Source organism: Companilactobacillus sp. RD055328 (assembly GCF_022835675.1).
Taxonomy (GTDB): domain Bacteria; phylum Bacillota; class Bacilli; order Lactobacillales; family Lactobacillaceae; genus BQUT01.
In genome coordinates, this window is the sequence record NZ_BQUT01000005.1 from 843,884 (window position 1) to 856,996 (window position 13,113).

Annotated in this window: 15 protein-coding genes; 3 read left to right on the plus strand and 12 right to left on the minus strand. The window is 34.0% G+C overall.

Annotated elements, in window-relative coordinates:
* Nucleotides 1-15: 15 nt before the first annotated feature.
* The 3 genes from RD055328_RS06450 to RD055328_RS06460 form a co-directional block, all read right to left on the minus strand.
* Nucleotides 16-687: an MmcQ/YjbR family DNA-binding protein gene (locus RD055328_RS06450; RefSeq protein ID WP_244087973.1), complete on the minus strand. Its 672-nt coding sequence runs from the start codon at nucleotides 685-687 to the stop codon at nucleotides 16-18.
* A 30-nt stretch (nucleotides 688-717) separates the two neighbouring features.
* Nucleotides 718-1,077 (minus strand): hypothetical protein, encoded by a 360-nt coding sequence (locus tag RD055328_RS06455; protein WP_244087974.1) that lies wholly within the window; start codon nucleotides 1,075-1,077, stop codon nucleotides 718-720.
* 146 nt (nucleotides 1,078-1,223) lie between these two features.
* Complete coding sequence (locus RD055328_RS06460; RefSeq protein ID WP_244087975.1) at nucleotides 1,224-1,727, minus strand: DUF1836 domain-containing protein; 504 nt, start codon at nucleotides 1,725-1,727, stop codon at nucleotides 1,224-1,226.
* Between the two features lie 127 nt (nucleotides 1,728-1,854).
* Here RD055328_RS06460 and RD055328_RS06465 point away from each other — a divergent pair, with 127 nt between their 5' ends.
* A complete protein-coding gene (locus RD055328_RS06465) occupies nucleotides 1,855-2,700 on the plus strand; it encodes a DegV family protein (protein ID WP_244087976.1) in 846 nt (281 codons plus the stop codon).
* 68 nt (nucleotides 2,701-2,768) lie between these two features.
* Complete coding sequence (locus RD055328_RS06470) at nucleotides 2,769-3,200, plus strand: MarR family winged helix-turn-helix transcriptional regulator (RefSeq protein WP_244087977.1); 432 nt, start codon at nucleotides 2,769-2,771, stop codon at nucleotides 3,198-3,200.
* A 27-nt stretch (nucleotides 3,201-3,227) separates the two neighbouring features.
* Here RD055328_RS06470 and ade read toward each other — a convergent pair whose 3' ends face one another.
* The 4 genes from ade to RD055328_RS06490 form a co-directional block, all read right to left on the minus strand.
* Nucleotides 3,228-4,967, minus strand: a complete 1,740-nt coding sequence (gene ade / locus RD055328_RS06475; RefSeq protein WP_244087978.1) for an adenine deaminase — start codon at nucleotides 4,965-4,967, stop codon at nucleotides 3,228-3,230.
* Nucleotides 4,968-4,979: 12 nt separating this feature from the next.
* A complete protein-coding gene (locus RD055328_RS06480; protein WP_244087979.1) occupies nucleotides 4,980-6,338 on the minus strand; it encodes an NCS2 family permease in 1,359 nt (452 codons plus the stop codon).
* A gap of 163 nt (nucleotides 6,339-6,501) precedes the next feature.
* Nucleotides 6,502-7,458 (minus strand): Dyp-type peroxidase, encoded by a 957-nt coding sequence (locus tag RD055328_RS06485; protein WP_244087980.1) that lies wholly within the window; start codon nucleotides 7,456-7,458, stop codon nucleotides 6,502-6,504.
* A gap of 146 nt (nucleotides 7,459-7,604) precedes the next feature.
* Entirely contained in the window at nucleotides 7,605-8,357 is a 753-nt protein-coding gene (locus RD055328_RS06490) for an SDR family NAD(P)-dependent oxidoreductase (protein WP_244087981.1), read from the minus strand.
* A 90-nt stretch (nucleotides 8,358-8,447) separates the two neighbouring features.
* Between RD055328_RS06490 and RD055328_RS06495 the strand changes: the two genes are divergently transcribed.
* A complete protein-coding gene (locus RD055328_RS06495) occupies nucleotides 8,448-8,618 on the plus strand; it encodes a hypothetical protein (protein WP_244087982.1) in 171 nt (56 codons plus the stop codon).
* 11 nt (nucleotides 8,619-8,629) lie between these two features.
* Here RD055328_RS06495 and RD055328_RS06500 read toward each other — a convergent pair whose 3' ends face one another.
* The 5 genes from RD055328_RS06500 to RD055328_RS06520 all read right to left on the minus strand — a co-directional run bounded on the left by RD055328_RS06500 (nucleotide 8,630) and on the right by RD055328_RS06520 (nucleotide 12,998).
* Nucleotides 8,630-9,040 (minus strand): peptide deformylase, encoded by a 411-nt coding sequence (locus tag RD055328_RS06500; RefSeq protein ID WP_244087983.1) that lies wholly within the window; start codon nucleotides 9,038-9,040, stop codon nucleotides 8,630-8,632.
* Complete coding sequence (locus RD055328_RS06505) at nucleotides 9,033-9,503, minus strand: DUF2975 domain-containing protein (protein ID WP_244087984.1); 471 nt, start codon at nucleotides 9,501-9,503, stop codon at nucleotides 9,033-9,035. Before RD055328_RS06505 ends, RD055328_RS06500 begins: the two co-directional genes overlap by 8 nt.
* Nucleotides 9,500-9,979, minus strand: coding sequence for a 23S rRNA (pseudouridine(1915)-N(3))-methyltransferase RlmH (gene rlmH, locus RD055328_RS06510; protein WP_244087985.1), 480 nt, complete (start codon nucleotides 9,977-9,979; stop codon nucleotides 9,500-9,502). Before rlmH ends, RD055328_RS06505 begins: the two co-directional genes overlap by 4 nt.
* A 432-nt stretch (nucleotides 9,980-10,411) precedes the next feature.
* Nucleotides 10,412-12,253 (minus strand): pectate lyase-like adhesive domain-containing protein, encoded by a 1,842-nt coding sequence (locus RD055328_RS06515; protein ID WP_244087986.1) that lies wholly within the window; start codon nucleotides 12,251-12,253, stop codon nucleotides 10,412-10,414.
* A 19-nt stretch (nucleotides 12,254-12,272) separates the two neighbouring features.
* Nucleotides 12,273-12,998 (minus strand): WxL domain-containing protein, encoded by a 726-nt coding sequence (locus RD055328_RS06520; protein WP_244087987.1) that lies wholly within the window; start codon nucleotides 12,996-12,998, stop codon nucleotides 12,273-12,275.
* Between the last annotated feature and the right edge of the window lie 115 nt (nucleotides 12,999-13,113).

Consider the following 13,113-nt stretch of genomic DNA (forward strand, 5'->3'; position numbering starts at 1 on the left):
AAAAGCCGAAGATTTTCATCTTCGACTTTTTCTAGTTATATTTGAGTTGTTATAACTTTCATCAATCAATCTTTTAATTACACTAATAGAAACAGTGTTATCTAGACAAATAGTAATCCAATATTTCTTGTTCATATGATATCCAGGGAGAAAAACTTTGTTATCCAGCAATTCATTAACTCTCTCACTTGAAAAGTGTAAATCAATAACTTCTATCAATTCACTTCCTGACTTGTTTATTACTTCAGGTTTCACCGAGAGTATTGCTGCATACCATTTCTTTGATTCTTTATTGCGAAAGACGGCATTGTTAGGAAACTTAGCCCACAAGAACTCCAATTCGTCATGATATTTTTCTTTGATAAATTCAATCACTTCAATTGTTTGTGTAGATTTAAAGACATCAACATCTGTGCATTTATTAATTATGTCTTGCAAAAGATCTTCGTATTCATCACGTACTTGGCCAACAAAAGCTCCGCTGACAGAATCCTTCAGATGCAATATGTACTCATCATTTGTATTTACATCTATAACTTTTGTTTCTAACTTACCACTAGTATTCGCAATAACTTTCATTTCAAACTGATTATCAACTATTCTTTTCTCAAAAAAGTAATTATCATCTTTTTTAATAAACCCATAATTAACTAACTTAGTAAAATTTATCTTTTTATTTTCCAACATATTTTCACCTAATAAAAAAAGCTGATAGACTTATTTGTCTTCAGCTTTTTTTGTAGTTGTTTTTTTAGCTGTAGTTGCCTTCTTTGCAGCAGGTTTCTTAGCAGCTGTTGTCTTCTTTGCTGTTGTTTCTTTAGCAGTTGTAGACTTCTTAGTTGTTGTAGTTTTCTTAGCTGTTGTAGTTGCCTTCTTTGCAGCAGGTTTCTTAGCAGCTGTTGTTTTCTTTGCTGTTGTTGCTTTTTTAGCTGCAGGTTTCTTAGCAGCTGGTTTAGCTTCATCGTCTTTACGGCCTTTTAGAAATGCAAGTACGCTTGCAGCGTGTTTAACACGGTCTAATCCAGACTTCTTAGGGCGGCGGCGGCCACTAATACCTGTATGTAAATTTCTTGTCATGTGATTCCCTCCTCCCATAAACTATCTTCTATATTTTAAGAGAAAATCATAAATTATTCAACAATTATTTGTATTAAATACTAATAAGGCTTAACCACGCTTCACATCCATTGATTCTTAAAAGAATTTCAGTTCAACTTCAAAGACTATTTATCAAATTCGGCAACCTTGTTAGCAATCTCTTTGTAGACAACAGAACGAATAGCTACGATTTGTGCCATTTTTAATTGATCATCATCGATCTTCAAATCAGCGATTGCACTTTGACTTTCTAACAATTCCATTTCTTGATTAAATAATGAAACAAAATTGTCATAGCCCACTTCAGGTTGATCAAGTTCAAATACTTTATTAATTCCTTTTTTTATTATATCTAGTGGAAATACTTGTTTCATAATACTAACAACAATTATTGAAGCCAGATGTTTTCGACTATATTTTTTCTTTTCTGGTTTATCAATAACTTCCATTTTTACATAACTGTTAATCATTGCTTTAGTGATTGGTTTTTCTAAAATAAAAGCAACGTTACGATCAACTTCAAAAGTTATTTGATCCATATATAAGTCTAAGTCAGGCAATTCATTCCACATTGGTAATCTGTTCTTACCAAAACTTGATAACCATTCTGTAAATTCTCTGTTGTTCATAACCCTACTCCCATTCTTTAATAAAGATTGTAACTTTATTCTATCTAGAGTTCAATTCTAAATATAATTGACTTAGTTTTTAATTGTTATATAATCACATTAATCTTACTAAACGGGGAAATATACGATGACAATTCAATTAGTAACTGATTCAACTGCTCAATTAACTGCTGAAGAAATTAAGAAGTATAACATTCACATAATACCTTTAGTTATTAATAACCAAGGGGAGTCATATCGTGATGGAATTGAAATTACAAAAGAAGAATTCTTGGACAAACTTAAAAATGATCCGGAATTTAGCCCAACAACTAGTCAACCCGCCGTCGGAGATTTCGTAGAATTATATGATGAAATCGGAAAAAACGGTGACCAAATATTATCAATCCACTTAACTAATCTATTAAGTGGAACTGTTGAAGGTGCATTTAGTGCCGCTCATCAAAGCGACGCCGACGTAACCGTTGTTGATAGCAAACTTATGGATAGAGCTTTGGGCGAGCAATTAATTCTTGCCGGTGAATTAATCGCTGCTGGTAATGATCTTTCTAGTATTTTGGACCAATTAGAAGAGGCTCGCAAACAAAAAGAAACTTATATCTTTTTCGAATCGCTTGATGCTCTTCAAAGAGGTGGTCGCATAAGCAAAGTATCCGGAATGATGTCTAAACTACTAAAAATCAAAGTGCTTATTAAGTTAGAAGACGACGAATTAAAATTAGTTGCCAAAGGTCTCGGCCAAAAGTTCATGAAAAAGACCGTTAGTGAACTCTTAACTAAGTTAGAAAACGAAAAATTAGATACCTTCAACCTAATTCACGTTGGCGTTGAAGATGAGAAATTATCAAGTATCACTACACCACTAATTTCGGCTCATCAAAAAACAGAATTTAATACCTCAATCACAAGTCCTGTAGTTATGGCTCATGTTGGTCTTGGAACCTTTGCATTTATTTATAGCAAATCAAAATAAAGCCTACTAACTCTCTTCTTTTTACGGTAGAATAAATTTAGTAAATCAAATAAGAAGAGGTCATAATTTTGGAAGAAAGTATTTCACACTCACTCAAAGTTTTAAATAACCAAATCTCACGCGACATCAACACCTTCGCTTTACAGTTTAAACTAACAGGAACTCAGATACAAATTCTTGATTTCCTAAATGGTTTCACTGCTAACAAAAATGTTTTTCAAAAAGATGTTGAAAAAGAATTCAATATTCGTCGCTCAACAGCAACTAATATTCTTAAAAATATGGAAGAAAAAGATCTTATCAAAAGAACTGCTCTTCCTTCAGATTCACGTTTGAAAATTATTGAAGTTCAAAAATCAGGTCAAGATATCCAACGTGAAATTTCAAAATTCCTAAAAGAAACCGATAATTCAATCCTTAATAAGTTAGGTGCATTTGAACGTAGAAGTTTCATCAAATCTCTTCACAAAATTTCTAATAATTTAGAAGACGCTAAGTAATAAAAAAGAAGCCGATTGGCTTCTTTTTTATGCATTAATACCAATTATTTCAAACTTAGTTACATCTACAACACCTTTATCTGTTAAACGAAGGTTAGGAATAACATCTAACGGGAGAGCTCCTAATTTCATAATTGGGTCAAATTTTGCATTTACTTTTAAATCACGATGACACACTTCATTAAACTTCTCTTGTTTCTTGATTAACTCATCAACGTGATCATTACTCATTAATCCACCAATTTTAAATGGCACAGTGGCTACGACTTTACCATCCTTAACCGCTACTCCACCGCCTTGAATTTCTTTTAATTCATTAACAGCAAGAGCCATATCATTGTCATTAGTTCCTACTACAACTATATTGTGCGAGTCATGACCAATACTTGTAGCAATTGCTCCGAACTTCATTTCAAATCCATGTAATAGTCCTAGTCCAATATTACCTGTCTTATGATGACGTTCAATCACTGCAGCTTTGATGATATCTTCTTCATTATTATAGATAAAATCACCATCTTTAGTATGCTCTACTTCTTTAACTAAATGCTGTGTACGACTAATGTTTTGTAAACCAATAACATTAACGCGCGAGCTAGTTATATCCATCTTTAATTGTTCTGGTTTGAAATCATCTAAATGAATCGTAGTTAGCAAATCATCATATCCGTGCATATCATCTTTTGGTTCCAAGATATATTGTCCATTCTTAGCAACACTTTGACCCGCTATAAATGTTTCACTTACTGTGAAGTGCTCTAAATCATCTACCAACAAGAAATCAGCGCGAAGGCCAGGGGCAATTCCTCCACGATCTGATAATCCTGTACATTGAGCTGTATTAATAGTTGCCATTTGAATAGCAGTAATAGGATTTATTCCTTCTTTGATTGCTACTCGAATACTTTCGTCTAAATGCCCAGTATCTCTTAATGTAACTGATTGGATATCATCACCACAAAGACAACAGAATCTAGAGTTAGCATCCGTTACTCCTTTGAGTAATTCCGGCATATTCTTAGATACAGTTCCGTAACGTAAATATACATACATACCACGGCTTATTCTTTGTAGCATTTCATCGACTTGCGTACATTCATGATCATCATGAATTCCAGTCACCGCATAAGCATTCAAATCATTATTCATCAATGATGGCGAATGTCCATCAATCAATTTATTGTCATTGATGGAAACTAACAATTCATCTAAAACACCATCATCAGCATTTATTACACCATCATAATTCATGAATTCTGCTAGGCCATAAGTCATCTGTTTATCGTAAGATTCTTTAATTTCTGATGCAGTTATCACCGCACCGGCTGTTTCTAAATCAGGGTTAGCTGCTGGAACACATGATGGCATCATATATTTAATATTAAGCTCTGTATCTTTAGCTGCAGCGACCATATATTCTAATCCCCTCATTCCTGAAACATTCACTATTTCATGAGGATCAGCCAAAATTGTAGTTGTTCCATGAGGCATTGCTAATTGCCCAAATACGCTTGGCGAAACATTTGCGGATTCAATATGAATATGTGGGTCTATTAATCCTGGAACCACATATTTACCTTCTCCATCAATAACTTCAGTTGCTTGATAATCTCCAAAACCTAGAATCTTACCATCAGCTAAGGCCAAGTCTTCATCAATTATTCGTGAGTTATAAACATCTACAATCTTCACATTCTTAACTACTATGTCGGCTTTTTTTCTGCCGGCAGCTTGGTCTATTAAGTTCTTTAATTCGGTCTTATTCATTAATATCTCCTATTATTTGGCAGGCATTTGATGCATTGTGAATAGTAAAGCTAAGAATAATAGTGCAGCAATATACATCATTGGATGAACTTTTTTAGCTTTTCCAGAAGCAATCATTACTATTGGATAAGAAATAAGTCCAAAAGCCAAACCATATGAAATGTTATAAGTAAGTGGTGTACATAGGATAATTAGAAAAGCTGGGAAAGATGTTTCGAATTCATCCCAATCGATCTTAGCAATTGTTTTGATCATAAATGATCCTACAACAATCAATACGGGAGCTGTTACTTGAGCAGTAACAACTGTTAATAATGGTGAGAAGAACAAACTCAAGATAAACATCCCTGCCACAATAATTGATGAAAATCCGGTACGTGCACCGGCTGCGATACCAGTAGAAGATTCAATATAACAAGCAGTTGGTGTTGACCCAAAGATTGAACCAGCAATCATTGAAGTTGAATCAGCAAACAATGCTTTACCAACTCCCTTAGGAATCTTATTGTCTTTAATGAATCCTGCTTGCTCTGCTAACCCAATAACTGTTCCTGTAGTATCAAAAAATACACTTAGGAAGAATACTAAAATTACGACTACCATTTGAATTGAATTAATTTGTGGCAAACTTGTGATAGCTACTCCAAAAGTTGGTTGCAAACTTGGAATAGTTGAAACAATATGAGAAGGCATAGCAATTAATCCTGTAGCTACACCCATAATAGCTGTTCCTGCAATACCAATAAATAATGCACCTGTTACTTTTCTTGCTAGTAAAACCATTGTCAAAATTAGACCAAAAACAGTTAACCAAACTTGGGGATCTTGCCAATTAGAAATAGTTACAAAGGAGCTTTCACTTGGGATTACTAATCCACCTTGTTTCAATCCAGTAAATGCTATAAACAATCCGATACCTACAGCCATAGCAGCTTTTAGGTTGGCCGGAATTGCATTAATAACAATCTCTCTTACTTTAAATACGGTAGCTAACATAAATAGAATCGAAGCTACAAATACGCCGGCTAAAGCAGTTTGCCAAGGAATACCCATACCAATCACTACAGAATATGCAAAGAATGCATTACTTCCTAATCCTGGAGCAACAGCAATTGGATAATTAGCTACAAAAGCCATAGCCACACATCCTACAACACCAGCTAATGCGGTAGCAACAAAAACAGCTCCTTTATCTAACCCAGCGTCACTAAGAATTGTTGGATTAACAAACAATATATAAGACATAGCAATGAAAGTTGTTATTCCACCAATTATTTCTGTTTTAACAGATGAACCTTTCTCATTAATCTTAAATTGTTTCTCTAACCATGTTGTTCGTATTTTTGGTGATTTACTTGATAATTCTTGCATATCTTCTTCCTTTAATGTTTATTTATTAACTATTATTGTATTTTACATTAAAGTTATACGTTTTTAAAGATATGAATCGAATTATTTTTAATATTAATAAATTAATGTTCGTGTTTTATGATTTTAAACATAAAAAAAGAAGCTAAATAGCTTCTTTTTTGTTTTATATTTTTCCATCAGCGATTTGTTCAAGTAAATCACGTGAAGGTATAAAGAATAATTGTCCAGACAAAACATCTGAGAACGAAAGTAAGAAGTCCGCTGTATCAAGCATTTGTTGTAACATCAACTTCGTTACCGACCAATGTCTTGCGTAACCCATGAAGTATGTCCCTGTATTAGCTGATGCCGGCTCTGAATAAGGAACATTCATACGAATAATCTTTTGTTCTTCGCCATCAATTTCTACTTTAGAACTAACATTATGAGCATTATGGTATTTATCTTCATCATCTAATTCAATATCTGTGAATTTCTCACGACCAACTGCTTTTTCTTGTTCTTCGGTCTTCATGTTTTCCCAAAATGCCATATTATGCTTCCATTTTTGAGCAAAAGCATATGAACCATTAATGAAAAATGGATCTTCATCACCAATAATTGCATAGTCAGCAGCATCTTCAACTGCAGGAGCTTCTGTCCCATCGATGAAACCAATAATTGCGCGTCCTTCAAAATAACGGAATCCTTTAGTTTCATCAACTACTGTTGTGTAATCACTTAAAAAGCGCATAAATTGTGTTTGAGCTTCATAAACAACAGCTTCATTACTGGCTCTTATATGAAAGAAAATATCTCCTTCTGTTGCCGGCATGACATGTTCATCACTCTTCATTTCAGTAAATGTTTCTAATTCTTTAGGCTTCATAGCTGTTGGGAATAAATAATCCCAAGCCTTGTTACTAAAACCAATAGCAACTTTTAATCCTGACTCCGCAGCTAAATGTGAATCACGAATTCTTAACGAGCGAATAATCGCTTGTGATTTGTCCGCAAATTCAGCAATTGCATCACGTTCGCTATCAAAATTTTCACGGTTGAGTTTTAGTACAGTGAATTGTACGTGTTCCCCAACGTCTTTCCAAACATCTTGCGCCTTACTTGGGTCAATTGTTAACATCTTTCTATATACCTCCTAAAGTCCCTCAATTACTCTAGTTATTTAGAATGATTATTAATTAGTTCATCCTACTCATATAATATCATAACTTGGTTATGGAGTTGTCCCTTATTGCATAATAAAAAGTCAGCTAATTAGCTGACTTTTTATTTTAAATATTGGCGCAAAATTTCTCGCGCTCGACTTGTACTATATTTTTTCCCACTTAGGCTAACAGTCTTACCCTTGTCGTTAAAAAACTCTCCTGACATTTGGCTTAATTCATCATCTGTAACAATATCAGCCACAACTTCAACCTTATTATTCTTTACTTTTTTATTCCAAGTAGATAAGTCGGATTGAATATCCCCAGGGAAAAATGAGTTCACCGTTGTATTTTGTTCAAATAGTTCATCTGCTAACAACTTCATTAATAATGTTTTGTGCGTTAATAACCACATGCCACGTTGTGGTTTGGTTAATTGCTTCTCACTAATTGGCACTAATTTGATTGGTAAGGGCTTACCTGTAACAATAAATACTTGTCCACCATCCACAAGAGACCCTTTAAGATTCTCAGTTAACCAATAATGGCTTCTTAAATTAACATTAATATTATCTTTAGCTGTCTTAGGAATAATTCCAGCACAGTGAACCAACACATCTAGTTTTTGATGATCTGCCAAGAATTCTTCAGATAATTTCTTATTGTCTTCTTGATTGGATAAATCACCAATAAGATATGAAATATTATCATTTCCAGTTTCATGCATAATTTCCATCAGCGCAGTATTTGCCTTAGTATCATTTCTGCCAATAATAATGACCTTATCCCCTAATTTAGCAAAACTCTTAGCAACTGCTTTTCCAACTCCAGAAGTTCCTCCAGAAATCAGAACCGTTCGTTGTTTATTATTCATAAAAACCTCTCTTTAGTAATAATTTTAACACAAAACCTCTGTGTTCTCGGTAATCTATACTAAAGCCTGTCTAAACAAAGGAGATTCTACATGAAAATAACCATCGATTTACCAAATAACTTAATTAGTTCTATCAACAAACTCAATCCTTCAAAGAATGAAGATTTAGAGACCTTCATCATTAATTCAGTCACTGATCAAATAATTGATCTGCAAGATATCGAAGATATGTATAAAGACTTCAACAAAAAAGCCAACTAAATAGTTAGCTTTTAAATTATGATTCCATCACAGTGATCAACTTCATGTTGAATAATCTGTGCCGTGAATCCATTAAATTTTTGATTATGTACATTGAATTTGTCATCAAAGAAAGTTACTGTGATTTCTTCATAACGTGTGGTTGGACGTTGTCCATCTAATGACAAGCAGCCTTCATCTGTTTCAAAAGGTTTTTGCTTATTACTAATTGTCGGATTATACATAACAACAGACATAATACCCATATCAACAATAATAATCCGCTTATTAATGCCTATCATGTTGGCAGCCATACCTACACAATGATCCTCATGTTCTTTTAATGTATCTCTTAAGTCCTGTCCAACACTAATATCTGCTGGGGTTGCCGGCTTTGATTTTTGGTTCAGTTGCAAAACATTTCTATTAATATCTTTAATCATTACTATCTTCTTTTCTTTGATCTAAGTTACTTCTTAACAAACCTTCTAATACCCAGCTAATGCTATACACTGTTAGCGCTATACCGAACATCAAGAACCCCAATCCCATAACTCCTGGTGCATCACTTTCTTGAGCAAAGTTATAAAACATTGGCAAAATTCCAATCGAAAATATTGTAATAAACAATAAATTAGTAGAAATACGTTTCATCTTTGTTAACGAATCTTCGCTAACTAATTGCCCATGATTAATTAAGTTCAACAACTTATACAGAGTGATTCCTGTGCTTAGAGCCAAAATATCAATCAAGTACACCATCACTAATGTTAAATATACTGAATTTTTCCACATAATATCTGGGTTGCCGAGAACTACAATCATCGTAAAGACTGCTCCCATAATAAAGAATCCTAAAGTTGCTAGAATCACAACTATTTTTAGTAGATTAACTCGTTTTCTCACTTGTGATACGTCCTTCCCGCATCAATCATAAATGCGCGATAGATTTGTTCTGCTAATACTAATCTCATTAATTGATGAGGTAAAGTGAATCTTCCAAAAGATATTTCTGCATCCGCACGCTTTGATAATTCTTGACTAGTTCCTAATGATCCACCAATAACAAACGTAATATCACTTTTACCATAGGTAGTAAGATTAGAAATTCTCTCGGATAACTCTTCAGACGAAAGTTGTTCACCTTTAATCGCAAGTAAGAATACATACTCTTTGTCTTTTATCTTTTCTAGTATTCGTTGTCCTTCTGTTTGTTTGATTTTTTCCATTTCAGTTGTGCTTAGAGACTCTGGAGCTTTCTCATCAGAAACTTCAATTATTTCGAATTTCCCAAAAGCAGAAAGTCGCTTAGCATATTCAGCAATTCCTTGTTTTAAATACTTCTCTTTTAACTTTCCAACGCCGATTATTTTGATATTCATAGTGTCTCTTTTCCACAGGTCATTAATAAAAAGCGGAGAACAAATTAGTTTTTCTCACTAACTTTTCAAAAATATCTATATGTTGTGTACAAATTTTATTTGTAATACCAAATATTCTATCAGAAAAAAAATCAAAAAAATATACCACTTTTTTATCCACATTTAACATAGTTTGTTGACAACTTATGTGAAACGCACGTTAACGTTGATATAACAACATTCAGAACGTATGTTTTGTTTGTGAAATCGGCACTTATCCACAAACCAATATCTTGTGTGCAAAACTTTCTATAAAATAAGCATTATATCCACAGTGTTCACAGGGTTATCCACAATCAGTGCATAAATAACGACCTCTTATTAACAACTTGACAAAAATTTAAAAACTATACTTCCATAAAAAAACGTGAAACAGTTTCGCTTCACATTTTTTTATGCTGGAACATCTCTAATATCCCAACGAATTTGACCGCCGTATGAATCAGCTCGTGCTCCATTTATTATTTTCATATAAAGACCGGCATTTCCACCCCAATTGTTAGATACCGAATAATTGTTATCCACATTCTTATGTTTTTCCACAATCGTTGATGTGTCGTTCAACTGAAAATCACCAATCGCTGACTTATAATGCAATGCATCCTCTAAGACGTGATTGGTAGCAGAACCGGTTAACTCTTTTATTACAGTGACTCCTAATTGCCAATTTTGTTTTGAAGCTCTTGAATCAGTAATAGTTAACGAACCAGTTACGCTTTGTATAGGGAATGTTTTTTCGGTATAAGGAATTACTAAGTCATTACCAAAATTTATTTCAGTCGGCACTTCAGTTATTGAAAGACCACCTTTTTCAACATACTTTGTTGCGAATCTTTGTACTTTTGCTGCGGACAATGCTGTTGCCACTTCAGGTGGATCACTGCTCCATTTGTTAGTAATTTTACTATTAATTTTTTTGACATTAGAAAAACTAGCAGTTGGATTATTATCATTATCAATATCAGAGCCCCAGTAAGCTACATCTGTATTCTCAATAGTAAAATCAGTAGCAATTCCTATTGTAGTAATAAACGCTTTGTAATTAGCTCTTCTATTCTTTAAATCTACCAACTTAGGTCGATTTGCATAGAATTTATTAGTCCCTCCATCAAACGCCATTGCTCCATAGATTCCGTCTGAAGTTGCCTTTAGGGTTGCTCCCGGTTCCATAGTAATAGAGTTAATTCCAGTATCCATATTAATAGCAGGATAATCATGGTGATCAGTATTATCTAAGTCCATTGTTGATCCAGCTTTCAAAAGAATGGTTAATCCTAATGGATATTCTCCAAATGTTACTGCTGTATCACCATTTGCTCGAATAATATCAATCCCCCATTTAACTTTGAAGTTAGCATTGACTCCAATTGTTATTGCCTTATAAAAGCCCCAAATTGCTGGCCATCCTGCCTTACCGTCGGCATTTTTAGTTGTTGTGAATTCAACATTAGCACCATCGTCTACCAAGAAATGTCGCTTAAAAGCTGTATCTGTTATTAAGCTAGCAGTCGTATAATCAATTACTGCCCAATCCGTTCCATAGATATTCCCTATATACGTTGCATCTTTGGCAACAGTAAACTGTCCAAGTTCAAAATTCTCATAATATGTTGAAATATTATTAATTCCACTCATAGTCACTGCGCATTTATGAGCTTGAGCCACTCGAGAAACAGAATCTTTTTCTGCTGTAATATTACTAAACTCTAAGTCCCACTTACCTTCTCCTATGGTCGCAACATCAACAAAACCTTCTCCATATCGGCTATTATTAATATTTGCATTACTCAGCTTAAATGTATGGCTATTCACTAATATCCCCGCAAAACCTAACGAAATAACCTGTGCACCAATGTTCAGTTTATGATTATTGGCATTAATCGAAAGATCTCTATTAAGAGAATTAATTCGTTTACTACTTGTACCTATTCCATTAATATCAGCGACTATTTCAACTTGATTAACATTATCATTATTCATTGCATCAACAAATTCATCATATGTTGATACAGTTGCTATCGTTTGTTGATTTGGTTCTTCTACTTTTAATTCGTTTTCTTCAACATTATTTGTTTCTTCTGAAATTTTCTTTGGAATTTCAGACTCTGGTAACGCTTGGTCCACATCAATTGGTGAATCTTTTACTTCAGTAGATATAACTGGTATAGGAGATGAAAAAAAGAAGATAAAGTTCATCAAAACAATTCCTAAACTAGCAAATAATTGTTTTTTCATAACTTTATCCTCCTAATAATTAAGCTGGGGTGTCACTTAGTGACCAAACTAATGATCCTGTATATGCTTTAGCTTGTGCTGCTCCTGAAGGAACATATAATTGCACTCCCTTATTCTCATTGGCAGTGCCTGAGCCGTCGTCAGTTATTGCTCCATATTTTTGAATCCAAGTTAAGTATCCCTGACCACTTACAGCGGTCATAACTGGGACATCACTACCAGGTGTTAAATCTAATTTGCCAGTAAATCCAGTCGGAGCTACTTCTGCACTTGGAGATACAATTGATTGATCTTGAATACTAATAATTGCTCCTGTTAAGTCATCAGCTCCGGATTTTAACTGGGCCTCTTGCTTCACTGATAACTTCCATCCTAATCTTCCACCACGTTTGTCAGTAACTTGTACATAGTGTGGAACTTCTTTGTCTAAGTCCCCTTCACTCTTAACTACCATTGGTTTAGCAAATATCGTTTGATTAGCACCAGCTTCAAGCATGGTAGTTCCGAAATCAATACTGATTGGTGCTACATCTAAACTTAAGACTCCCCCTGTTCCTGGACGTCCTGGGTCAACTGGTTTTGTTGGATCGGTCGGGTCTAATGGCGTGTTTTCTGATGTATCTTCAATAAAAGTTGCGCTCAAGTTAGTATCTAAACTACCAACTTCTGCGGCGATTGCTGATGATGTTCCCATCAAAGCAACTCCGGTTAATAATACGAGTGAACTTAATTTTACTATCGTCATGATCTTATCCTCACCTTCATTTGTTAGACATACTCTAACTATTAACCTAATGATATCAATCAGAAATATATTATGCAATTTATAACACTATTATTATGAATAACAAAAAAAGCGA

Coding starts and splice junctions, on each gene's coding strand:
- RD055328_RS06455 (WP_244087974.1), bottom strand. CDS start 1,077: ATGACAAGAAATTTACATACAGGTATTAGTGGCCGCCGCCGCCCTAAG.
- RD055328_RS06485 (WP_244087980.1), bottom strand. CDS start 7,458: ATGTTAACAATTGACCCAAGTAAGGCGCAAGATGTTTGGAAAGACGTT.
- RD055328_RS06500 (WP_244087983.1), bottom strand. CDS start 9,040: ATGATTAAAGATATTAATAGAAATGTTTTGCAACTGAACCAAAAATCA.
- RD055328_RS06490 (WP_244087981.1), bottom strand. CDS start 8,357: ATGAATAATAAACAACGAACGGTTCTGATTTCTGGAGGAACTTCTGGA.
- rlmH (WP_244087985.1), bottom strand. CDS start 9,979: ATGAATATCAAAATAATCGGCGTTGGAAAGTTAAAAGAGAAGTATTTA.
- RD055328_RS06480 (WP_244087979.1), bottom strand. CDS start 6,338: ATGCAAGAATTATCAAGTAAATCACCAAAAATACGAACAACATGGTTA.
- RD055328_RS06450 (WP_244087973.1), bottom strand. CDS start 687: ATGTTGGAAAATAAAAAGATAAATTTTACTAAGTTAGTTAATTATGGG.
- RD055328_RS06460 (WP_244087975.1), bottom strand. CDS start 1,727: ATGAACAACAGAGAATTTACAGAATGGTTATCAAGTTTTGGTAAGAAC.
- RD055328_RS06520 (WP_244087987.1), bottom strand. CDS start 12,998: ATGACGATAGTAAAATTAAGTTCACTCGTATTATTAACCGGAGTTGCT.
- RD055328_RS06465 (WP_244087976.1), top strand. CDS start 1,855: ATGACAATTCAATTAGTAACTGATTCAACTGCTCAATTAACTGCTGAA.
- RD055328_RS06515 (WP_244087986.1), bottom strand. CDS start 12,253: ATGAAAAAACAATTATTTGCTAGTTTAGGAATTGTTTTGATGAACTTT.
- RD055328_RS06495 (WP_244087982.1), top strand. CDS start 8,448: ATGAAAATAACCATCGATTTACCAAATAACTTAATTAGTTCTATCAAC.
- ade (WP_244087978.1), bottom strand. CDS start 4,967: ATGAATAAGACCGAATTAAAGAACTTAATAGACCAAGCTGCCGGCAGA.